Raw genomic sequence first — 21,975 nt, 5'->3', positions numbered from 1 at the left:
ATGCAGCTTAGTAGTAGCGATTTACTCTCGCAAGGTGTCGTCTTTGGCGTGCGCCCTGCGTTAATTGTTGTCGATATGACAGTAGGCTTTGCGTCACCCGAAAGTCCTCTTGGCGGTGTATTTGATAGTGAAATTACCGCCGCTGAAGCACTAATTCAGGACTTCTATGGCGCAGACTTACCCGTTTATTTCTCCACAGTTGTGTATGACAACGACAGCCAGCAATCGGTGTTCAGACAGCATTTGCCTGACTTAGATATGCTTGCTCGAGGTAGCCGGTGGGTTGAGATAGACCCCCGCCTATCGTTTTCTGATAATGCTACGTTAATTGAGAAAACCGCCCCAAGTGCTTTTTTTGGCACCCAGCTAAACGAGAAGTTAAAAGCCGGCGGGGTGGACAGCGTAGTGGTGTGTGGCTTAACAACCAGCGGTTGCGTTCGCGCAACCGCAGTAGATGCATTGTCGTGTAATTTTCCTGTATGGGTGGTCGAAGAAGCCTGCGGAGACAGAAACATTGACGCTCACAAAGCGAACTTGCACGACCTACACGCAAAGTATACTGAAGTTGTCAGTCTTGACACTGTGTCGTCATATTTTGCTAAGAGAGAAGCGGAGGACGACCATGCCTAAAACACTTTATGACAAGCTTTGGGACAGGCACTTTGTTACTTCAGTTGATGGTGACGGGTTGCTTTACATTGATAGGCACTTGATTCATGAAGTGACTTCACCTCAGGCATTTGATGGTTTAAAACAGTTCAACAGAAAAGTAAGACGACCTGACTTAACGATAGCGACAATGGATCATAGCATTTCTACGCAGTCGACGAGTCTTGATGCATGTGGTCCAAAGAACGCGTTGCAGTTAAAGACATTAATTAAAAACTGCCAAGTTAATAATATCGTCTTATATCCAGTAGGAGATAGTCACCAAGGTATTGTGCATGTTATGGGGCCGGAAATGGGGCTTATCCATCCTGGTATGACAGTGGTGTGTGGCGACTCGCACACCGCTACCCATGGCGCTTTGGGTACGCTAGCGTTTGGCATTGGCACATCAGATGTGGAGCATGTGTTAGCTACCCAAACCATTCGTCAAACCAAAGCAAAGAATATGCGGGTTAATTTTAATGGCGAGCTACCCGAAGGGGTCTTCGCTAAGGATATGATTTTAGCCTTAATTCGAGAAATTGGACACGACGGTGCAACCGGGTTTGTTGTGGAGTATAGCGGAGACGCGATATCGAGTTTGTCGATAGAAGGGCGAATGACAATCTGCAACATGAGTATCGAAGCCGGCGCGAAAGCAGGCATGATTGCACCGGATGATGTCACATTTCGCTACTTAGACGGAAAAGCATTTTCGCCTAAAGGAGAGAAGTTCGAGGCAATGAAAGCCGCTTGGTCGATGCTTTTTTCAGATGTTGATGCAAAATTTGATAAAACAGTCGACATTGATGTGTCTCGTTTATCCCCTCAGGTGACGTGGGGAACTAACCCAGGGCAAGTTATCGGCATCGATGAAGCCGTACCTCAATTGCCTGACAGTTATTCTGACGGCGACAGTAGCGCTATGCAAAAGGCACTGCATTATATGGATATTAACGCTGGTCAGAACATAGGCGATGTTGCTATTTCCCATGTATTTATTGGTTCGTGTACAAACAGTCGAATAGAAGACTTAAGAGAAGCCGCTGCGGTGGTATTAAATGGACAAGTGGCCGAACAAGTAAAAGCTATTGTGGTACCAGGTTCGATGCGAGTAAAAAAACTTGCGGAAGAAGAAGGGCTAGACCGCGTGTTTATCAATGCAGGGTTTGAATGGCGATTGCCCGGATGTTCAATGTGTTTAGGGATGAACGATGACGTGCTTAAAGAAGGCGACCGCTGTGCGTCTACTAGCAATCGAAACTTTGAAGGCAGACAGGGGCGAGGCGCTAGAACGCACTTAGTCAGTCCAGCCATGGCCGCTGGTGCGGCACTAAAAGGTAAACTCACCGATGTTAGATTGCTATTAAGGAGGCAGCCATGAAGCCATTAATAACGGTTGAATCTAAGGCAATACCTTTTGTAGAAAATAACGTGGATACTGATCAACTACTGCCAAAGCAATTTCTGACAGAAATAACGCGTCAAGGTTTTGGAAAGCATCTTCTCCATGATGTACGTTACCTCGACTCCAATGAAAGCGTTTTGAACCCAGATTGTGTGCTCAATGACCCTGTGTATGCTGGCGCTGAAATATTACTTGCAGGTGAAAATTTTGGTTGTGGTTCTAGTCGTGAGCATGCGCCATGGGCTATCGCTGATTTTGGATTTAGAGTGATTATAGCCAAAGGGTTTGCTGATATTTTCTATGCGAATTGCCTTAATAATCAGATTTTACCGATTACGTTACCCCGCGATGTGGTTGACGATATTGCAATGCAATGTCGGCAGAATCCGAACCAATTGGTATTTGTTGATTTAAGCAATCAGCAGGTTCGTTTTAACAGTGATGTTTTCAGTTTTGCTATTCCGCTTCACCATAAACAAAATTTGATAACTGGAGTAGATAAAATAGGAAGAACATTACTGGAAGAAAACGCTATTGCGGAGTACGAAAGAAAAGCATTGCTTATATAGACGTTCTATTAGACGCCAACAGAGAGCCTTGTGTGAAGGTGGATAGGCAATTTATTGGATTAATTTGAACAGACTAAGAGTGAAAAGCTGATTATCATAAATGTTGCTCTGGCAACCGGCACAACGGAGCCATGGAGACGTGAGTGGCTTTTCGAAGGTTAGAGCCACATGTCCGTATCTTGTCCTCCGATAATGGCCATGACCTCAACAATATTGTTGCGGATTCGAAAATAAATTGAATCTGAACCACACGGACAACGTCGATAGCCAGCACGAATATTGTCTACTGATGGGTAAGCATTGGGGTTACTTGCTATGCGCTCAAATGCATCAAAAAACGCATCGTAATGCACATCAGCTTGTTGTTCACCGAAGTGCTCGAATTCAAAGATGTAGATTCGTTTTAAGTCTTCTTTAGCGTTTGCCGAGAGCTTATAATCGCTCACTTAGAATTCAGCACACTTTTGAATTCGCTTAGTATCTGTTCTTTCGATTGGTGGACGAACCTGGAAGACTCCACATCCATTAACTTTTGATTAATGGCTTCATTCCGTCGTGCTTGGCGAATCAGTTCATTAACTAGTTCACTTTTACTAGCATATTCTTTGGCGCCTTCTACATGATGCTTTAACCAAGCATCATTTTTTTCAGTTAGTGAAATACTTTGTCTAGGCATGACTAATGTCCAACTTATTAGAGGTGGTGCGATATTACACCAAACGCTCTAAATGTAAAAAAAAATGGCTTATCAACAGACTCATTTGTCGGTGACAGGCATCGAGGTGGACGACGCTTTGGAAGTATCGGAATCTATTGAAATTTTGGCTGTACGGGGTTGCGTGTGCAGCTCCTGTGTACGTGCAGCGGAAGTTAGCGCATTGATTACTTGATGGCGTCAGTGCGTGAATTTTTGACGCCCCCCCGACTGATACCGGCCTTCTGCTTTAATTGCCATAGCTAACCAAGCTATTTTCATTATTGAGAGTTAGGTGTCTGTCTAGATATACAGTTACTACACTGATAAAGTCTATTACGATGATGACCTTGATATTGACCATATAGTGCCTCTAAAGTGGGGTTACGAGCATGGCGCTGATGGTTGGCCACTTGTACTAAGAAGAGAATTTGCGAACGCCCCTATTAACACAATCGCTGTTTATGCCAGAGCCAATCGATCAAAGGGGGCGAAGTGACCCTCTAAGTGGATGCCTTCGAACTATTCTTATTGATGCAAGTACTTAGACAAGTTCATTAAAATTACAGAAATTTTTAAATTGGAATTTAAACCCCGCGAACGCAGAGTAATTAATAATCAGTTAGCGGCCTGCGCCGATTAGAAGTGAAGAGCTCGAAATAAGCAGTGTATTACAGAGTACTTCCTGCTAGGAGTAGAGAGCCCATGTTAAAAGGAATTACAAGTTGAAGTATATTTATAGATTCACAGAACGCAGATTCAATACTAGTTTGTGTGCGCTAGGAATACTAAGAATAGGAACCCTATACGATTTTAGACGCATGGAACACGGTAAGGGGATCCAAGACCAATTTGAGGGAACAAAAAAACTTTTTACTAATATGACTGGGAGTAGGGTCAAGTCAGGGCGTCGAGTTGAAATGAAAGGGCCAGATGGAGAAGATATGGTTGCTTACCTTCAAAAGGATGTTAACGGGTATGAGTACGGAGCAGTTACTTCATTAGAAGATGACCTTAAGAGTGTCAAAAATTTGAGCTATAGCAGTAGTGTTAATGCAGCTGATTGCTATGTACTCTGTTTTTCGACGAGTTGCGATACAGATGTTTTGAAAGAACTGGAAGGCTCTAATAGTTGCGTCAGAATACATGATATTAAAGGGTTTATTGAAACGCTTACTCTTGCAATTAATCATAAGGTTCTGATTAAAAGAGTTAATTGGATGCCTGTTGTTTACAAAAGCAGAGAAGAGCACTGGGACGGTAAAAACTTGGGAATGAACCCGGCATTTATTAAAGGCCCCGAGTTTTCGGGGCAACATGAATTCAGAGTGGTTTGGACTCCAAAATATAAAAAGGAGTTAAAACCCATTTTTATAGCAGATTATAAGCTTGGGAAATACTGTACTTTAGTGTACTAGCTCAGACCTGATCTGACAGTTACCCAGTTTTTCTGGTGCCAGCGTCAGATTAGATTTGAGCTAAATTCTTCTCAGCCCAAATCTGTTTCCGATCATCTCATCGACCATTCTAACATTGGTCGTTTTGCCTATTTTGTATCGGGTAATGCATTCGAAATCAACGAAAGTGTGATTGTTAAGCACCGTATTTAAGAAGATACGGTGCTTTTCGTCTTAAAATTCAAAATAATTGAAAATGATCACTGGATAGTGTGTCCACCAATAAGGAACTGATTATCCAGAATGCTACGATTGCCACTATTTCAATCAAGGTGGAATGAAGATCCGCAAATGACATAAACATCTTCGGCAGGTTTAACGCTCGTCTGTCCACTTAGGTTCACATCTGCCTTCCAGAGAACTTCTTTTAAACGGCTGCAATTGGCAAAATGCAGAATCTCATGAATTAATACCTGAACGTCCGCTCCTTGTCTATTCCTGCCCGTCAGATTAAATCGAATCTTCCCTGTGACAGTACTAAATTAGATGTAAGCGACTAGACATGAGGCGCTCTATCGTTGTCACCGCACTGTGTATTGATATTTTAATAACGTAAAGCCACACCTCAAAAGCCTTTTTATTGACTTTCCTGCGCCGCTGAATAAATGTAGAGCTCGCAAAGCGCGAACTTCAGCGTCTATATTCTATAAAACAAATAAAATAATAAGGGACAGAATGAAAACATTTTTTAAATGGTTAGGCATAGGTGTGCTGGTAATTATACTGGGTGCAGCTGCGTGGGGAACGTATGAATGGAATGCGCAAAAGCCGCTTTCATTTCGTGTGTTTCTAGACAGAACCCTTATCAAGCAGGCATTGAAGAGCCCAGAAACGTTAACGTCTATAGGTGTGTTGGATGGCATGGGTATTACAGGTCATAACGCCCACCTTGATGATGCCAGCTTAGCCTCGTCACAAGCCACATTTGATGAGCTTATGCAGGTTAAAAGTGTGCTTATGCAATACGAAAATTTGGATGAAGATCAGCAATTATCCAAAGACATCGCCCTTTACTTGCTTAACACATTGAGCGGGTTCGAAAAATATCAATATCATAGTTACCCGTTTAATCAAATGTCTGGAGCCCAAAGCAACTTTCCGAGCTTCATGGATGGTCAACATCCTATTACTGATGTAGAAAGCGTTGAGTATTACATTAATCGCTTAAGTGAGAGTAAGCGCTATTTCACGCAAATGCTTGAAGGTATGTACCTGCGGGAAGAGAAAAATATCCTTCCACCACGCTTTGTTATTCAAAGGGTAATAGATGAAATGCAGGGCTTTATCGATAAGCCAGTGAAAGAAAATATTCTGTATACCTCGGTTCAGCGCCGCATGGAAGAGTCTGAAGCCATTGTTAAAGCTGATTACGACGGACTTTTATCCAACGTTGCTACAGAAATAGAAAATACGGTTTATCCTACTTACCAAATGCTTATCGATTACTTTACTGCTCTTAAGGAAAAAGCGGGTACAGATGATGGTTTATGGCATTTAGACGGCGGAGATGAGGCTTATAAACTTGCCCTGCGTTTCTTCACTACCACGAATTATTCTGCTGACTATATTCATAATGTGGGTTTATCAGAGGTTGATCGTATTCAAGCTGAGATCTTAGCCATTTTAGCGCAAGAAGGGTTTGATGTTAGCCAAGGCTTTACCGCGGCAATAAATACGCTAGCAGAAGATGAGCGCTTTTATTATGAAGATACGGATGAAGGACGGGAGCAAATTCTAGCCGATTACCAAACTATTTTAGATGAAATTGATGCGGGCCTAGGCGATGCATTTTTAGTACGCCCAGAAGCGGGTATGGAAGTGAAACGCATTCCACTGTTTAAAGAGAAAACGGCGCCTGGTGCATATTATCAACCGCCTGCTTTCGATGGTTCTCGTCCTGGTGTTTTCTTTGCTAATCTTTACGACATTAAAGCAACACCTACCTACAGCATGCGAACACTTGCGTATCACGAAGGCATTCCTGGTCACCACTTCCAAATTGCCATTGCAATGGAGCTAGAAGGTTTACCTATTTTTAGAACGGTTGCGCCTTTTGTGGCTTATATCGAAGGGTGGGCGCTCTATTCTGAACGCTTGGCATGGGAACTCGGGTTTCAAGACGATCCGTTTGACAATATCGGCCGTTTGCAAGCCGAGCTCTTCCGTGCAGTAAGACTAGTGGTTGATACCGGTATTCATGCGAAACGCTGGACGCGTGAAGAAGCCATAGAGTACATGCTAGCGAATACAGGTATGGCCGAATCTGACGTAACCTCTGAAATTGAACGTTACATCGTTATGCCGGGCCAAGCCACTGCGTATAAAGTGGGCATGATGAAAATTATAGAACTGCGTGAAAAGGCGAAAGTAGCGTTAGGTGATAAGTTTATTCTAGGTGAATTCCATGATGCAGTACTGAAAAATGGTGCCGTGCCATTAGATGTATTAGCACAAATAGTTGACGGCTATATTGAAGATACGCTTAATTAAAAAGTGCTTATAAACAGCGTTCAATAATAGCGCAAGCAAAAATTGGCGATGCAAAGTTAGATCTAAACGCTGCAAACAAACACTTAATTTACAAAGTAAAAAGGCGTTACCTGTGTGAGGGTAACGCCTTTTTTGCTTTTACCGTATTACTGCTTAGATTAACCTATCAACAAAACGTTGAATGCATGCATTCACTTTTTCATATTGTTCGGCAAACACCATGTGGGTGCCGGCTTCTACAATCTCTAATTGGGCATTAGGCAGTTGCGCGAGTAAGTATTCAGAGTACTTAACGGGGGTCATAATGTCTTTATCACCCACAATGAGTTGTACAGGCAAATTAATGCTGCCTATCTCTTGCATAGCGTCGAAATGGTCACAAGCAGTAAAGTCGTTCAACATAACCGCTACACCGTTGTTAATAATTGCCGTATTCACTTGGGTTCTTAAAGGCTCTTGCAGTTGTTGGTTTGAAGCCAGCAGGTAATCGGGAAATTCTCCGCCTTCTTCTATAAGCGTGGATAGCGAAGTAAGCAGTTGAGGCATTACTTTTAATTTCGCGCCAGCCCCAATGAGCACCAGTGCTTTAAGTCTATTGGCATCAAATGTCGTTGAGTTGCTTAAAGCAAGCAGAGCAGCTTGCATGGCAACAGCACTTCCCAAAGAATGGCCCACGACTACCACGTCTGTTAAATCGTGTTGTTCAACGGTGTTAAGTACCCACTTCGCAATAGATTTCACATCGCGCAATGCTTCCCCTTCAGGGTGGCCTGGAAAATTAAGCGCCAAGCTATTGTTGAAAAACGAAACTTGATGTTCCCACACGTTACTTGTGCAACCAGAGCCGTGTAAAAAAACGAAGGTCATGCTGATGCCTCTTTTGTTGTTATGTTGTTTAAGGGAGCGGCTTTATACGTACTGTTTTCTTTTTTAAAGAAATTCAAAGCAGCGTCCTCGATGGGGTCGTCTAGTAACATTTTTCTGTCTTTTCCGTAGTGCATAGTGACTTTCCAAGGGTATTTAGTACCTTGGCGGGGGAGTTGGTGTTTGCCTCTTTGCACGTAGCCGGCTTGCAAAGAATCCATGATACCGTCATCGAGTGCGCAATTATCATGATCTTCAGGTACGGCTACCTCGAACTCCTTGTCTTGCATGTACTTAAATAACCGGCAAATATCCCGCATCTTGATTGTAGTAGCCGGTGCAGCTTATGTAATACCCACAGGTGTACTTGCGTTTCTCACCCGATTTATCGTGAAGCGCTATAACCGTCCAGCATCTTATTTCATTATCCCAATTAGCACTTATCGTTTTAACGCCAAATTGAATTTTCTCTGTTACCCCAAATTCATCTGCAGTATCAGAAATATATTGTTTAATTGCAGGCCCATCGGCCAACGTATGTAATTTGTTCCAAGGGCGAAAGTTGTAGCCAAATGTAAGCATGTCAGAGTCTGAGCGAATACCTGGGTATTTGAATAAATCCCAGGTTCCACCCAGTGTTTCTCGCCGTTCTAGTAGTGTGATAGATTTTTTGGGGAATGTATTTTTAATATGACAAGCGGTGCCAATACCCGAAAGCCCTGCACCAATAATGAGTACATCAAAATGCGGTATATCATCATGTTGCACTGACGCCATGTCGTTCTTCCCTTTCAACCATCTGTAATTGAATGGTAACGCAAATGTTAATTCTGTGTTTATTTTTAGGTGAGTTAAACGTGGATAGAAGAGTAATTTTGCGCTTATACCGACCAATTCGGTGGTGCGCGGTGTAGTCGGTACGAATATTGTAACTACCTATCTGTTGACGTATTGAGCGGTTAAAGTGTGAGCAATTTACAGGCTTAGGGATGCTATCAAGTAAGTGTTTCTTATGGAGCTTATTTGAATTGGCTTTTGTGAAGCTTCGCAACCATCGGCCGTCATTCACAGCGATGGTAAATATCACTACATATCACCACATACTGTCAAGCAACTCGCTGAGAGTACTGCACTGCAACGTTAGCAAAAGATGCTATTAGCGAGTTTTATGCAATCGTTCCAACACTATTAGCAAAGATGAAAAAAGGGGAGAAACATGAGTAAAACGGCAATCCTTTACAGAATGGTCACCGACAATCATATTTGCCCATTTGGCTTACGATCGAAAGATTTGCTCGAAAGAGAAGGCTATGAGATAGACGATCGACCGCTTACTTCCAGAGAAGAAACCGATGCGTTTAAAACTAAGCACGATGTAAAAACTACGCCACAAGCTTTTATAAACAACGAGAGGATAGGTGGGTACGATGAGTTGCGTACGTATTTTGGAAAAGGCGAGGCAGGCCAAACCGGTACAACTTACACCCCAGTAATAGCCATATTCTCTGTTGCAGCGTTATTAGCTTTAGCATCTCAATATGCTGTAGCGAGTGCGTATTTCTCACTGCGTACTTTAATGTTATTTATTGCGTTTTCAATGACGTTACTAGCAGTACAAAAACTTAAAGATTTATTCAGTTTTACCAATTCATTTATCACCTACGATTTACTCGCCATGCGATGGGTTCGCTACGGTTATATCTATCCGTTTATCGAGGCTTTTGCGGGTATAGCAATGGTGGCTCAATTGCCCGCATTGCTAGTGGCGCCGTTTTCTCTGTTTATCGGCACGGTAGGAGCAGTTTCAGTTATTAAAGCGGTGTATATCGACAAGCGGGAGCTAAAGTGTGCATGTGTAGGTGGCGACAGTAATGTGCCATTGGGCTTTGTATCGCTAACTGAAAATCTGTTTATGATAGCTGGTGCTCTGTTGATGTTCTTCTACATGTAGCAGGGTTCATCCTCATGTAAAACCTTCATAAGTACTGAAAAAGTCGCACGCTCAAGGTGCTGGCCAAAGCACCTTAACTTTTCATGTATTAGAGAAAATTAAATATAAACAGATGCTTAAGGTTTTTATGGCAGTGGTTTGGTTATTGCAGTCTTAAAGCCACACAAACAAGTTAGTTATCCGAGTTGCCAGCTTAGAAAAGCATACGCACCAGTAATCTTCACTTTTCAGCTTTGCATTACGCAGACACCTGAATAGAAAATGGCAACAATGTTGAATATGAAATAGGAGCTTCATTATGAGTAACCAACAAAATTTAGAAGGCAAAAAAATCGCAATTTTAGCTACCGATGGTTTTGAGCAAAGTGAGCTTGTGCAGCCAAGAGATATGCTTACAGAGCAGGGGGCGACAGTAGAGATACTATCAATTGACGATCAAAGCAGTATCACTGCGTGGAATGAAGGCAATTGGGGTAAACAGATATCGGTAGATGCCCAAGTTTCTTCGGTAGCGCCAAGCGATTACGATGCGCTGGTATTGCCAGGCGGTCAAATTAACCCTGATATTTTACGTACCAATAGCGACGCAGTTGCATTTATAAAGCAAGCGCACGCTGAGCCTCGTATAAAAGCCCTTGCCGCTATCTGCCATGGGCCTTGGTTACTTGTTGAATCTGAACTGGCAGAAGATAGCACGGTTACCTCTTTCCCAAGTATTAAAACCGATTTAATAAATGCGGGCGCAACATGGAAAGATGAACAAGTTGTACAAGATGGCAAACTCGTTACCAGTCGAAACCCTGATGATATTCCTGCTTTCGTAGAGAAGATTAGTCAGCTCATTGCTTAAGATTTGTAGGTGAGATACGCACTTACTAGCAAAGATTTAGATGGGTAAATAAATAGATTGGATAGGAGTTGGAATGTCGAATCAGAAAACAGATTCAAAGGTTATTGTAATTACCGGCGCATCAAGCGGGATTGGCAAAGCGACTGCGCAAGCGTTGGTAGATGAAGGCAATAAAGTTGCCTTAATTGCTCGAAGCGAAGACAAGCTTAACGACCTAGTGGCAGAGCTTGGCGATGGAAATGCATTCGCAGTTACTGCCGATGTGAGCGATTTCGATGATTTAGAAAAGGCGTTCAGTAAAGTCAATAAACATTACGGCCAGGTAGATGGTGTATTTGCGAATGCGGGTACAGGAGCCAAAAGCGCTGGTATCGAAAATGGCGACGTTGCAGAATGGCAAAGCATGCTGGGCGCCAATATAAACGGGCTTTTATACACTGCTAAACTAGCATTGCCTTTACTTAAACAAACTAAAGGACACTTTATATTAACCAGTTCGGTAGCAGGACGCATTGCGCTAAAAGGTTCTGTATATGGCGCAAGTAAATGGTTTGCTTATGGCTTTGGGCAAAACTTAGCGGAAGAAATGAAAGAGTGGGGCGGTAGATGCACCACTATTTGCCCTGGTATGGTTAATACACCATTTTTCGATGAGCCCAAAGAAGACAAACTACAACCTGAAGATATTGCCAAATCGGTGTTGTTTGCCCTTTCAGCTAATGATTCGGCATGCGTACGGGAAGTGTACGTTATGCCAACGTCGTAGACGACTTACAAGCTTAATATGTGTAATTTCACGGTATATATGGCAGCGGGTGTAGAACTTTCCGCTGCCATATACTTTAAATGTTCAACATGTCCCACTCATTGATCGCACATACTTAGCAAATAAGCTTAATTATTTACTTTAGTAAAATAGTGTTTAAAAAGTTGATAAAAACGTGTCACATGAAGTGGCTTCTCTCCCTTATAGTGGTGAAGAAAATAAAAATGCCACGCTTTTCCTCGAACGCTTGGTATCACCCTTTTAATCTGCTCTTCGGCTAAAAGAGAGTGAACTAGAAACTCAGGAAGTAAAGCCACGCCCATGTCATTTAGTACCATTTCTAAGGCCGTGGTGGGGGTGTTGGTTTTTGCATAATGCTTCACGTCAATTAGCGCTTCATTGGCATGGTTATTATCAAATAAATGTAGCGTGTCATGTTGCCATTCGGTGGCGATAAATTTGTGATTTGGCAATTTTTCTATGTTGTTTATATTGCCGTGCTGCTTTATGTATCGAGGCGAAGCACAAAATATTTCTGACACTTTACCAATTGACAGCGCTCGATAATCACAATCTTTGATGTTGCCGCCGAAGATGGCGGCATCCAACTTATTCTCTATTAAATCTTGCCATCTACCTGTTACTAATAATTGTGGATTAAGCTTTGGAAATTCTATACATAGCTGTCTCAATGCAGGGACAACAATGTCTTTTTCGAAAAAAGGGGGAACCGATACTTTAAATAAGCCACTGGGGTAGCTTTTTGCGTTGTCCAATTCTAGAACGGTGAGATCTATCTGCTCACTAAGGAGCTCACTGCGTGCAAGTAGCTTCTCGCCAACGGCAGTCAGAATTACGCCACGGGTGTTGCGTATAAGGAGCTGTTGCCCTATTTCACTTTCTAATTTTGTAATTTGTTGGCTAATCGCCGACTTGCTCAATCCTAGCTTTTTAGCGGCTAATGTAAACGATCGCTTGTGCGCAACTTCAACAAAAATAAGTAATAACGGGGCCATTTTAACGGTGTTCATAATATTAAACAAAGTGTTCAAATAGTGTGTATTGTTCAATATGCATTACGGGTTTATCTTGAGTCAACGAAAACAGATGAAACGCAGTTATTAAATAGTCATTAATAAGGAACCAAAAGATGCAAAGTTTAGTTGTCGTTGACCTAACCCCAGTAAACAAAACCGTCATAGCTGAATATAGCGCTTTAGCTGCCGAAACATTAAAGCCGTTTAGCGGTGAATTTATTGCCAAAGGTCACATAGAGGTATTACATGGTGAGTCTGAGCATCCGATGAAAGCTGTCATTGCGTTTCCTGACAAAGAAAGCGCAAAGGCGTGGTACAACAGTGCGGCGTATCAGGCTATTGTTTCCCTTCGCGATTCAGGTATGCATAGTCAATTTCATTTGGTGTAGACAAGGCCTCGCCGCACAACGATGGAGTGGCACTACAGTAGCGATGAACGTTTTCAATTAATTCAGCCGCTTGAATACTTGGGCTAGATGAATTAGGCCACAATGCATAGATGGGGCGAGCAAATAACTGCTCACTATGAAACTGCAAATCAGGCGTTTTATCATCTATGAGTATCTGAATCTCAGTGCTGGGTAACAGTGCAGCCCCATTCCCTGACGCTACAAACTGTCTCGCTAGCGTAATATCACCCACGAAATGCACATTATCATACGTGTCGGATAAATTAGTAAACTGCTCAGCGTTGGGAATTTGTTTGATGGTGTAGGGTACAAAAAGATGAGATGTATTGAGTTTATTATTCCTTCCAACAATGTGAACGGAAACACTGCCCATTCTTCTCTGTATTAATGAAGAATCTTGCTGTTCTCCTACCCGAAACGCGATATCAAATTGCTTTTGACTCGTTAATACGTTGCGGTTGTTAGGCTCTATGCGCAGTTGTAATGTTGGGTGAGCAAATTGAAATTCACTGAATGGCGTAAATAATGGGCCGGCTACCAAATTTTGTGGGCATAACACACTAAGCATATTAAGTTGTGTGCTGTCGTATGCTTGCACCTTTTGTTTTACGCGTAAAATAACATCGGCAACATCATCGTATATCATTTTACCGAATGCAGTTAATACCACGCCCCTAGACGAACGAGACAGTAAAGGGGCACCAAATCGCATTTCAAGTTTTGCGATACGTTTTGATAATGCTGAGGGAGATATACGCAAATCTTCCGCCGTTTTAGCGAAACTGCCTCTTTGGATTACTTCGATAAAAAGCGTTAAGTCATCTAGCACATCATTTCCTGCAATCTAAGGTTTCCATTTCGTTTATTCTCACCAAGCGACACATGTATACACTAACATCGCTCAAAGGAGGATTGGATGGAAAGAATAATCTTTACTGCGCTGTTTTCATGTTGTCTGTCAGGACTGATGTCCGGTTGGGTGACATTTATTAATTTAGGGATCACAGATACGTTTTTCTCAGATTGGTCAATAGCATTCATTAAGGCTTACCCTATGGCCTTTGTGGCTGCGTATGGCCTTGCTAAGCCAATTAAATTATTAACCCAAAAAATCATAGGATCAAATTCATGACAAAAGCCGACAAACCGGTGCATATTGTTGCCATTATTCAACCACAGCCGCGCTACTATGAAAAGGGAATCGAGGCACTACAACGCCTTCTCATCCCCACTAGAGGTGAACCAGGGTGTATTCGTTTTGATGTTTTTGAAGATAGAGAAAATGGCCAATATATTTTGGTTGAACACTTTAAACGCCAGGCCGACTTAGATTTTCATTACGCGCAAGAATATACCAAGTCGGTATTTGCACTGTATGAAACCATTTTGGCAACAGCACCTGAAATTCGCCACCTCTCTCCCATAGAAGCGAGCTAGCACCTACATCGATACGTAAAAAAGTTTAACTAAAAAAGGCTTAAAACATTGCTGTGATAATCCACAGCCATGGCAATTGAGAGCGCCGTGATATTGATAATCGAAAACCCGAACACTTGGCGAGCCCAGCCTTCAATATTAATATCGCGGCGATATCCTCGTAGCGCCATTATCAGCCACCATAAGCTAGTGGAAAAGGCGACGGCCAAAAAGCCCACACCTGTATAGCCACTAATGGGTAACAGCAGCGTTACCATGGCATATACCGCAATGTATAACACAATGTGTTGCTTAGCTTTTGCAATGCCTTCTGCTACGGGAAGTACTGGTATATTGGCAGCTTCGTAATCTTTGTAACGAAAGATAGCAATGGCGTAAGAATGGGGCATCTGCCATATGCTGAACATAACCAGTAATATCGCAGCGGCCGTATCGAACTCACCCGTTACTGCACAGTAGCCTACCACGGGCGGTACTGCCCCTGATAAGCTACCCACAAGGGTGCCATACACAGAATTGCGCTTCATGTATAAGCTGTATACGCCTACATAAACCACATAGCCTAAGGCAGCAAAAAACACTGCCGTTAGATTGGTGTAAAAAGCCAGTAAAGCGAACCCCGCAACCCCTAGTACGACACCGTGCCAGAAGGCTGCTTTCAACGACATTTCGCCGGTAACTGTCACCCTAGTACGTGTTCGCTGCATTTTGGTGTCGATGTCGCTGTCTATGCAGTTGTTAACTGCACATCCTGATGCTACTACCAAAGACAGGCCAACCAAGGTCGCTACCATTAAAGGCCAGTCAACATTCCCACGGGCGGCAAGTAAGAAACCACCTGCTACGGAAATTAAATTTCCCATAATAATGCCGGGTTTGGTCACCGATAAATAACGGCGAAGTATAACGTTCATCTTACTGTTTACCTTTTTTCAGTGCTGCAGTACTAGCGAAGCACTAGTACATCATCATGGCGTTTGATTCGTAAATAATCCAAATCGACAACCCTACTACCATGAAGATAATGAGTGCGCTGAATAAAAACGAAATGGTACTGGCTCGACCGTCTTCAGTTACAAAGTTAAGGTGAAGGAAGTACTTTAGATGAACCCAAATTTGTACAAGTGCAAAAGCGACGATGCTCCATAGGGTGGTCACTTTTGAGAAGTCGCCTTCCATTACCATCCAAAACGGGATAACCGTCAGAATCACTGAAAGCACAAAACCAATTAGATAGGTTTTCACATCGCCATGATCTTGTGAGTGAGCGCCGTTATTATGAGCCGATTCAGCATGAGCCGTGGTGTGTTTATCTTGATGCGCCATTACATTGCCCCCATTAAATAAACAACGGTGAAAACACAAATCCATACGATATCGAGGAAATGCCAGAACAAGCTTAAGCAGCTTAGTCTTGTGACCGTTTTCTCAGGTAAACCTCTGCGCGACACCTCGATAAACAAAATGGTCATCCAAATAAGCCCCGACGTAACATGAATACCATGTAAGCCTACTAGTGAGAAAAAGGCAGTAAGAAAGGCGCTCTCTTGAGGGCCGTTACCATGCACGATTAAGTGATGGAATTCATACACTTCCATACCTATAAAGGTAGCACCCAACACCCACGTAATAGCAAGCCATGCCAATGCACCACGTTTGTTTTGCTTGTGCGCACAAATCATGGCGAAGCCGAAGGTAATACTACTTACCAGTAGCGCGGCGGTTTCAACCGCCACAAAGTTTAGTTCGAATATGTCTTTTCCAGACACGCCCCCGGCCGTGTTCATAAACAACACAGCGTAAGTTGCGAAAAACGACGCGAATAACAAACAATCGGTCATTAAGTACAGCCAAAAGCCAAATACCGTATTGCTTTCGTGATGTTCGTGGCTGTGACCGCTTTCTAACGCTTGCTCTTCGTGTATATCCTGAGCTATATCATTTGCTAATGCGCTCATACAGACGCTCCTCTCGCATTGGCAGCTAAATGCGCTTGTTCAATTTTTTCTATCTCATCTACCTGAACGTAGTAATCAACATCAGAGGTATAACAACGCTTAACAAATACACCTATTCCAGCAATAAGCGCTGCAGCGGCTAACCACCAAATATGCCAAATAAGCGCAAAGCCCATTACGGTGAAACTCATGCTCATGAATACGCCAGCAGAGGTGTTTTTTGGCATGTGAATAGGTGCGTATTTCTCAGGCTTTTGGTAAGAGTCGCCTCGTTCTTTTGCGTCTGTCCACGCATCAATATCTTTAATGTGAGGAATGTGCGCAAAATTATAAAACTGAGGCGGAGACGCCGTAGACCATTCAAGTGTGTGTCCATTCCATGGATCGCCAGTGGTGTCATCAAGCTTGTCTTTATTTTTGAAGCTTATGTACAACTGTAATAGCTGGAAGAAAATACCAAAGGCAATAATAAACGCCCCTACTGCAGCAATATATAACCATAAGTTCCAGTCAGGGTTGTTGGTATGGTTAAGTCTGCGGGTCATGCCCAAGAAGCCCAGCACATACAGTGGTAAGAACGCCATCATGAAACCAATTTGCCAGCACCAAAATGCAGCTTTACCGGTTCTTTCATCAAGCTTGAAGCCCATGGCTTTCGGGAACCAAAACGCAAAACCTGCCAAGTAACCAAATACCGCTCCACCAATAATGGTGTTGTGGAAATGAGCAATCAAAAACAGACTATTATGCAGTACATAATCGGCACCAGGAATGGCTAATAAAACACCTGTCATTCCGCCTATGGTAAAGGTCACCATAAAGCCCAACGCCCATAGAACAGGTACGCTAAGTACGAGACGGCCGCGGTACATGGTGAATAACCAGTTGAATAGTTTCACCCCTGTCGGCACAGCGATAACCATGGTCATAATACCGAAGAACGCATTTACATTGGCACTTGAGCCCATAGTAAAGAAGTGGTGCAGCCATACTACAAAGCCTAAAATAGCAATTGCACCCGATGCATACACCATTGAGGTGTAACCAAATAAGCGTTTTGCCGTAAAGGTGGAAATAACTTCTGAGAAAATACCAAAAGCAGGTAGCACCAAAATGTAAACTTCAGGGTGGCCCCATGCCCAGAATAAATTAATGTACATCATAGAGTTACCACCAGCTTCGTTAGTGAAGAAGTGGAAATCTAGATAGCGGTCTAGTGTTAGCATAGCTAGCACTGCCGTAAGGATAGGGAACGACGCAGCAATAAGGATATTTGCCCATGTGCATGTCCACGTGAAGATTGGCATTTGCATCAATTTCATGCCCGGTGCACGCATCTTAAATACAGTCACTAGAAAGTTAACCGCAGTAAGTAGCGTGCCGAGCCCTGATATCTGCAAGGCCCATATGTAGTAGTCGACGCCAACCCCCGGGCTTAATTCAAGCCCCGCTATTGGCGGATAAGCTACCCAACCTGTTTTTGCAAACTCACCTATACCTAATGAAATATTTATGAGAATGGCGCCGCCAGCGGTAAGCCAAAAACTTAAGTTATTTAAAAAAGGGTAGGCCACATCACGGGCACCAATTTGCAGTGGCAGCACAATGTTCATTAAACCAATCATAAATGGCATGGCCATAAAGATGATCATAATCACGCCGTGGGCAGTGAAAATTTGGTCGTAGTGTTCCGGTGGCAAATAGCCTGGTGCGCCATTCGTTGCTACCGCAAGCTGGGTACGCATCATAATAGCGTCGGCAAAACCACGTAGTAACATCACCATAGCCAGTACAATGTACATAATGCCTAGGTGTTTATGATCCACAGACGTGATCCAGTCATTCCACAGTGTTCCCCACTGCTTGTATTTTGTAATGAGCAGCGCAATAGCAGTACCCACTACAGCAATCACTGCCAACGTAACCATAATAATAGGCTCGTGGTAAGGCACTGACTCTATTGATAATTTACCTAAAAAAGACATAATTATTCGTTAACCTCTTCATGATGACCTTTGTGCATATCCGGCATAGCTTTTCGCATGCCTGTGGCAGCGTTATCAGGCTTGCTGTAAAAATCCATCGAGCCGTGGTCTTTCATATATTTCATTAGTATTTCGTGGAACAACCCATCACTTACATCGCCGTAGTAGGTCACAGGATGATTTTCGGTGGGCTCTGCAAGTTCTTTGTAAGAGCCAGAAGTTAATGCTGTATCTTCTTGCTTAACCTTTTGTACCCAATCGTCGAAATCAGCTTCAGTAGGGGTGGCAATAGCATCGAATTTCATGCCGGAGAAGCCAGCGCCACTGTAGTTGGATGAAATGCCTTTGAACGTACCCGGCTCATTTGCAATGAGGTGTAGCTTGGTTTCCATTCCGGCCATTGAGTAGATTTGACTGCCCAACTGAGGAATGAAAAACGAGTTCATGGCGTTTTCAGAGGTAATTTTGAAAGCAATGGGTTTGTTAGCAGGAAAAACTAATTCGTTAACCGTAGCAATGCCTTGCTCTGGATAGATGAATAGCCACTTCCAGTCTAAGGACACCACCTCTACAGTGAGATGCTCACCTTTGCCTTCGAGCGGCGCGTAGGGGTCTAACGCTTGTGTTGAACGCCAAGTAATAACGCCTAGCGCAATAATAATGAGTACCGGAACCGACCATACCAAGGCTTCAATTTTGGTAGAGTGGGCCCATTTCGGGGTGTAAATTTCAAAGTCGCGACTGGCGCGATATTTCCAAGCGAAATAAAGTGTTAGCACAATGACGGGGATCACAACAATGAGCATAAGAATGGTGCAAAGAATGATTAGATTCTTTTCATCCACACCTACTTGCCCTTTAGGATCGAGTACGCCGCCGCTGCAACCGGCCAGCATCAGCACGATTGTGGTAAAAGTTAGTTTCAAGAGGTTACGAATAGACAAAAACATTTTTCCTATAACCCGTAAGTTCAAGGGAATTCCGCGATTAAACAGCACCGATAACCAGAACAAAAGCCTGGATATGCACATCGAAGACAATCGATAGCCGTGGTGATTAATCCGCAAAGACAAGCACGCAATTTAGCGTTTTCGGGTAACGATTAGTGTTTACACATCGACATCAAAAACGGTTAGCTAAGAGTAGGAGGGGCTCGGCTACCAATTTTTTGAATAAAGGGGTGAGGGTATTCGTGAAAAACGAAAGGAACAGGTTGATCATTACCAATAAAATGGGCTCTAGCGGTGGCGCAAGCATGAACTTGAAGGCCAACCAGCACCAATATAATGGTAGGAAGAGAAAACAGGGAAAGCGCTTGGTTAAAAGCGGCAATGAAAAAAGGCTCAATAACAATATTGTCGTGGAGTGCACTAACAAACTCGCCTGAGTCGGCCATTGTGCCGCTGGCTATCAACGCTACGTTAAGCAATAAGGCTGCGTTTGCAATCCATAGGAATACCCCTACACCTGTTGTGTAGCGTTGAAGCTTCTGCACAAACGCTGCGAAAGCAGGCTGCAGAAAAACATCAATTGAAGGGGGTCGATTAGCCATGCTAAGTAAAAAAACCTCGAAAATTGCCGGGGCAATCAAATGAACTTGAGTCGCTATTTCAGCGAGGGAGAGTAATGATTAATTCTATTTATCTCAAGGGGGAGTATGCCCACTTTATTAAAACGCACCTCAATAAAAACTTTCGATTTTCACGCGTGTTAACAAATAATTAATCTTTAATAGGGTTGAGAGTAGAGGTGCTGCTGTTAGTTGAAAGCTCGGTAAATTGGGCGTGTGCATTCGACTTGTATAGTTAACTCACCGCTCAGATTCGATTTTGTTAATTTAATGTTTTGTTTTTCCGCGTGATTTGGCTTGCACGAAGTAAGTTGGGATAACGGTTAAGTAAGCCGATTTTTGCGATGAGTAGAAGCACTCAATTGTGGCTTACAACCTAAATATATTTTGAATATCAGTCATATTTTATTAAGAAGTCATATTTTGAAATAATAAAAACGCGTTGGTTTTATTAGTTTCACTAAAAAGCAGTAGTCTATTTTCTTCACATTATTGATTTCATGAAGTATCTGAAATTAGCCAAATAAAGTATCTACCCTTACATCCGCAGACTACTCTACTTATCGATTATATAACTCATTGAGCTCCGCTTCTTTGTTGACCTTACTTTGATCTGGTCGTAGTGGTAGCGGCAAGCAGGCGTTGCAACAATCGTATTTGCTGCGCTAATAAAGACAACAGGAGAGCAGATGTCTCAGTCTAATGAATTTTCAGGTAAAACCGCAGTTATTTCTGGCGCAGCGGGTGGAATTGGCTTAGCCCTAAGTGAAGCATTAGCGGCGCAGGGAATGAATATTGTGATGGGCGATATTGATGCGGCTGCTCTTGCACAATCTAGCGAAGATTTACGCGCTAAGGGTTATAAGCTAATAACCTGCTCACTTGATGTCACCGATTATGCCCAGTGGGAAGAGGTTGTTGCGAAAGCCAAAGAAGCGTTCGGCAAAATACATATGATCATCAATAACGCGGGTGTTGGTGGTTCGCCTGGAAAAATAGAAGACTCAGAAGCTGAAACCTGGCGCTGGGTGATGGACGTGAATGTGATGGGCGTTCTATACGGTGCTCAAGCTTGCGTGCCTGCTATAAAAGAGCACGGTGAAGGGGGCTGGGTGTTAAACGTGGCATCGATGGCGGGCATGTTGGGTATGCCGTATGCTGGTGCGTATTGTGCTTCTAAGGCTGCAGTAGTGTCGATGACAGAAGGCTGGGTGCCAGAACTAGAACCTTTCAATATTCATACGTCGGTGTTGTGCCCTGCATTCGTAAAAACCCGTATTCATGAGTCTTATCGTAATAGACAAGAAAAGTATGCGGTAGCCACTGCAAAGCGTATCGATAAAGAAAAACTAAAAGCAGGGGCCAAAGCTGCCACTATGGCCGTGGAATCTGGAATTCCTGTATCGATGTTGGCCGAGCGCGTATTGGAAGCTTTACGTTCAAAACAGACGTATATTTACACGCATCCTAACTACCGTAAGGTCACACGTGGCCGTGCTAAAGCAATTGATAATGGTTTTATCGATGCTGAGAACAGCTCTGTGGTAGGCCATTTAATAAATGATGACATCGTCACTTTTTGATAAAATCAGGCGCTTAAATAAGCACGTACTTATACTCAGGCTGTACCTGCTAAAAACAGCTTAGTTCTGCTTAGCGCATACGATCTTAAAAGAGCCAAGTTTTCATCAGAAGCTTGGCTCTTTTTTAAATGGTAGCCACTCAACTGGGTAAAGTATTTTTCTCTTATTATCCCACCAAAAATCCTTTTCCACTCACGACTATTTTTTAACCTCTATATTAGGTAGTTGGTCGTGTGTTTATTGAAACTTCATAGGTTTATTAGTAACTCTATATAGTGTTACTTCCTATAATTCTAAA

The 21,975-nt window shown here is 43.0% G+C and carries 26 protein-coding genes; 13 read left to right on the top strand and 13 right to left on the bottom strand.

Annotated features, from left to right (window positions below; translation table 11 throughout):
• Genes AVL57_RS14465 through leuD form a run of 3 tightly spaced genes read left to right on the top strand, consistent with a single transcriptional unit; the run spans window position 1 to window position 2,625 of the window.
• Window positions 1-630, top strand: a complete 630-nt coding sequence (locus AVL57_RS14465) for an isochorismatase family protein (protein WP_057790197.1) — start codon at window positions 1-3, stop codon at window positions 628-630.
• Entirely contained in the window at window positions 623-2,032 is a 1,410-nt protein-coding gene (gene leuC, locus AVL57_RS14460) for a 3-isopropylmalate dehydratase large subunit (protein ID WP_057790199.1), read from the top strand. Before AVL57_RS14465 ends, leuC begins: the two co-directional genes overlap by 8 nt.
• The gene (gene leuD / locus AVL57_RS14455; protein WP_057790201.1) at window positions 2,029-2,625 is read left to right on the top strand and encodes a 3-isopropylmalate dehydratase small subunit; all 597 of its coding nucleotides are present in this window, start codon (window positions 2,029-2,031) and stop codon (window positions 2,623-2,625) included. The genes leuC and leuD overlap by 4 nt, the downstream gene beginning before the upstream one ends.
• A 158-nt stretch (window positions 2,626-2,783) precedes the next feature.
• Here the strand turns inward: leuD and AVL57_RS14450 are convergent, their stop codons facing one another.
• Window positions 2,784-3,071 (bottom strand): type II toxin-antitoxin system RelE/ParE family toxin, encoded by a 288-nt coding sequence (locus tag AVL57_RS14450; RefSeq protein ID WP_057790203.1) that lies wholly within the window; start codon window positions 3,069-3,071, stop codon window positions 2,784-2,786.
• Window positions 3,068-3,301: a ribbon-helix-helix domain-containing protein gene (locus AVL57_RS14445; RefSeq protein WP_057790205.1), complete on the bottom strand. Its 234-nt coding sequence runs from the start codon at window positions 3,299-3,301 to the stop codon at window positions 3,068-3,070. The genes AVL57_RS14450 and AVL57_RS14445 overlap by 4 nt, the downstream gene beginning before the upstream one ends.
• A gap of 325 nt (window positions 3,302-3,626) precedes the next feature.
• Between AVL57_RS14445 and AVL57_RS21520 the strand changes: the two genes are divergently transcribed.
• The 3 genes from AVL57_RS21520 to AVL57_RS14435 all read left to right on the top strand — a co-directional run bounded on the left by AVL57_RS21520 (window position 3,627) and on the right by AVL57_RS14435 (window position 7,266).
• A complete protein-coding gene (locus AVL57_RS21520) occupies window positions 3,627-3,818 on the top strand; it encodes a GmrSD restriction endonuclease domain-containing protein (protein ID WP_082604856.1) in 192 nt (63 codons plus the stop codon).
• 322 nt (window positions 3,819-4,140) lie between these two features.
• Window positions 4,141-4,737 carry a hypothetical protein gene (locus tag AVL57_RS14440; RefSeq protein WP_057790207.1) on the top strand — a complete coding sequence of 199 codons (597 nt, stop codon included), beginning with the start codon at window positions 4,141-4,143 and terminating at the stop codon, window positions 4,735-4,737.
• Between the two features lie 714 nt (window positions 4,738-5,451).
• Window positions 5,452-7,266: a DUF885 domain-containing protein gene (locus AVL57_RS14435; protein ID WP_057790225.1), complete on the top strand. Its 1,815-nt coding sequence runs from the start codon at window positions 5,452-5,454 to the stop codon at window positions 7,264-7,266.
• Window positions 7,267-7,419: 153 nt separating this feature from the next.
• Here the strand turns inward: AVL57_RS14435 and AVL57_RS14430 are convergent, their stop codons facing one another.
• The 3 genes from AVL57_RS14430 to AVL57_RS14420 are packed head-to-tail and all read right to left on the bottom strand — an operon-like array spanning window position 7,420 to window position 8,907.
• Window positions 7,420-8,133 (bottom strand): alpha/beta fold hydrolase, encoded by a 714-nt coding sequence (locus AVL57_RS14430; RefSeq protein WP_057790227.1) that lies wholly within the window; start codon window positions 8,131-8,133, stop codon window positions 7,420-7,422.
• Entirely contained in the window at window positions 8,130-8,420 is a 291-nt protein-coding gene (locus tag AVL57_RS14425; protein WP_057790229.1) for a hypothetical protein, read from the bottom strand. The genes AVL57_RS14430 and AVL57_RS14425 overlap by 4 nt, the downstream gene beginning before the upstream one ends.
• Window positions 8,421-8,424: 4 nt before the next feature.
• A complete protein-coding gene (locus tag AVL57_RS14420; protein ID WP_057790231.1) occupies window positions 8,425-8,907 on the bottom strand; it encodes an NAD(P)-binding protein in 483 nt (160 codons plus the stop codon).
• Between the two features lie 439 nt (window positions 8,908-9,346).
• Between AVL57_RS14420 and AVL57_RS14415 the strand changes: the two genes are divergently transcribed.
• The 3 genes from AVL57_RS14415 to AVL57_RS14405 all read left to right on the top strand — a co-directional run bounded on the left by AVL57_RS14415 (window position 9,347) and on the right by AVL57_RS14405 (window position 11,697).
• Window positions 9,347-10,081, top strand: a complete 735-nt coding sequence (locus tag AVL57_RS14415; RefSeq protein ID WP_057790233.1) for a MauE/DoxX family redox-associated membrane protein — start codon at window positions 9,347-9,349, stop codon at window positions 10,079-10,081.
• Between the two features lie 298 nt (window positions 10,082-10,379).
• A complete protein-coding gene (locus AVL57_RS14410) occupies window positions 10,380-10,931 on the top strand; it encodes a type 1 glutamine amidotransferase domain-containing protein (RefSeq protein ID WP_057790235.1) in 552 nt (183 codons plus the stop codon).
• A 73-nt stretch (window positions 10,932-11,004) separates the two neighbouring features.
• Complete coding sequence (locus tag AVL57_RS14405; protein WP_057790237.1) at window positions 11,005-11,697, top strand: SDR family oxidoreductase; 693 nt, start codon at window positions 11,005-11,007, stop codon at window positions 11,695-11,697.
• 128 nt (window positions 11,698-11,825) lie between these two features.
• Here AVL57_RS14405 and AVL57_RS14400 read toward each other — a convergent pair whose 3' ends face one another.
• Entirely contained in the window at window positions 11,826-12,713 is an 888-nt protein-coding gene (locus AVL57_RS14400; protein WP_231518171.1) for a LysR family transcriptional regulator, read from the bottom strand.
• Between the two features lie 134 nt (window positions 12,714-12,847).
• On the opposite strand from AVL57_RS14400, the gene AVL57_RS14395 reads away from it, so the two are divergent.
• Window positions 12,848-13,123, top strand: coding sequence for a DUF1330 domain-containing protein (locus AVL57_RS14395; protein WP_057790239.1), 276 nt, complete (start codon window positions 12,848-12,850; stop codon window positions 13,121-13,123).
• Here the strand turns inward: AVL57_RS14395 and AVL57_RS14390 are convergent.
• Window positions 13,071-13,973 carry a LysR family transcriptional regulator gene (locus tag AVL57_RS14390; protein WP_057790241.1) on the bottom strand — a complete coding sequence of 301 codons (903 nt, stop codon included), beginning with the start codon at window positions 13,971-13,973 and terminating at the stop codon, window positions 13,071-13,073. The two genes, AVL57_RS14395 and AVL57_RS14390, sit on opposite strands and share 53 nt — an antisense overlap.
• A gap of 87 nt (window positions 13,974-14,060) precedes the next feature.
• Between AVL57_RS14390 and AVL57_RS14385 the strand changes: the two genes are divergently transcribed.
• On the top strand, window positions 14,061-14,276 hold the full coding sequence (locus tag AVL57_RS14385; protein ID WP_057790244.1) for a DUF2798 domain-containing protein: 216 nt from the start codon (window positions 14,061-14,063) through the stop codon (window positions 14,274-14,276).
• On the top strand, window positions 14,273-14,581 hold the full coding sequence (locus AVL57_RS14380; RefSeq protein WP_057790246.1) for a putative quinol monooxygenase: 309 nt from the start codon (window positions 14,273-14,275) through the stop codon (window positions 14,579-14,581). The genes AVL57_RS14385 and AVL57_RS14380 overlap by 4 nt, the downstream gene beginning before the upstream one ends.
• A gap of 29 nt (window positions 14,582-14,610) precedes the next feature.
• Here AVL57_RS14380 and cyoE read toward each other — a convergent pair whose 3' ends face one another.
• The 6 genes from cyoE to AVL57_RS14350 all read right to left on the bottom strand — a co-directional run bounded on the left by cyoE (window position 14,611) and on the right by AVL57_RS14350 (window position 20,076).
• A complete protein-coding gene (cyoE, locus tag AVL57_RS14375) occupies window positions 14,611-15,486 on the bottom strand; it encodes a heme o synthase (protein ID WP_197427708.1) in 876 nt (291 codons plus the stop codon).
• 52 nt (window positions 15,487-15,538) lie between these two features.
• Window positions 15,539-15,907 carry a cytochrome o ubiquinol oxidase subunit IV gene (gene cyoD / locus AVL57_RS14370; protein ID WP_057790250.1) on the bottom strand — a complete coding sequence of 123 codons (369 nt, stop codon included), beginning with the start codon at window positions 15,905-15,907 and terminating at the stop codon, window positions 15,539-15,541.
• A complete protein-coding gene (cyoC, locus tag AVL57_RS14365) occupies window positions 15,907-16,539 on the bottom strand; it encodes a cytochrome o ubiquinol oxidase subunit III (RefSeq protein WP_057790252.1) in 633 nt (210 codons plus the stop codon). The genes cyoD and cyoC overlap by 1 nt, the downstream gene beginning before the upstream one ends.
• Window positions 16,536-18,524 (bottom strand): cytochrome o ubiquinol oxidase subunit I, encoded by a 1,989-nt coding sequence (gene cyoB / locus AVL57_RS14360; RefSeq protein ID WP_057790255.1) that lies wholly within the window; start codon window positions 18,522-18,524, stop codon window positions 16,536-16,538. The genes cyoC and cyoB overlap by 4 nt, the downstream gene beginning before the upstream one ends.
• 2 nt (window positions 18,525-18,526) lie before the next feature.
• A complete protein-coding gene (gene cyoA, locus AVL57_RS14355; protein WP_057795991.1) occupies window positions 18,527-19,468 on the bottom strand; it encodes a ubiquinol oxidase subunit II in 942 nt (313 codons plus the stop codon).
• Window positions 19,469-19,656: 188 nt separating this feature from the next.
• Window positions 19,657-20,076 carry a hypothetical protein gene (locus AVL57_RS14350; protein ID WP_057790256.1) on the bottom strand — a complete coding sequence of 140 codons (420 nt, stop codon included), beginning with the start codon at window positions 20,074-20,076 and terminating at the stop codon, window positions 19,657-19,659.
• A gap of 707 nt (window positions 20,077-20,783) precedes the next feature.
• Between AVL57_RS14350 and AVL57_RS14345 the strand changes: the two genes are divergently transcribed.
• Window positions 20,784-21,677 (top strand): SDR family NAD(P)-dependent oxidoreductase, encoded by an 894-nt coding sequence (locus AVL57_RS14345; protein WP_057790258.1) that lies wholly within the window; start codon window positions 20,784-20,786, stop codon window positions 21,675-21,677.
• Window positions 21,678-21,975 lie beyond the last annotated feature (298 nt).

This window comes from Alteromonas stellipolaris (assembly GCF_001562115.1).
GTDB classification, from domain to species: domain Bacteria; phylum Pseudomonadota; class Gammaproteobacteria; order Enterobacterales; family Alteromonadaceae; genus Alteromonas; species Alteromonas stellipolaris.
The sequence above is the reverse complement of the archived record's forward strand: the minus strand, read 5'-3'. Positions and strand labels throughout refer to the sequence as shown.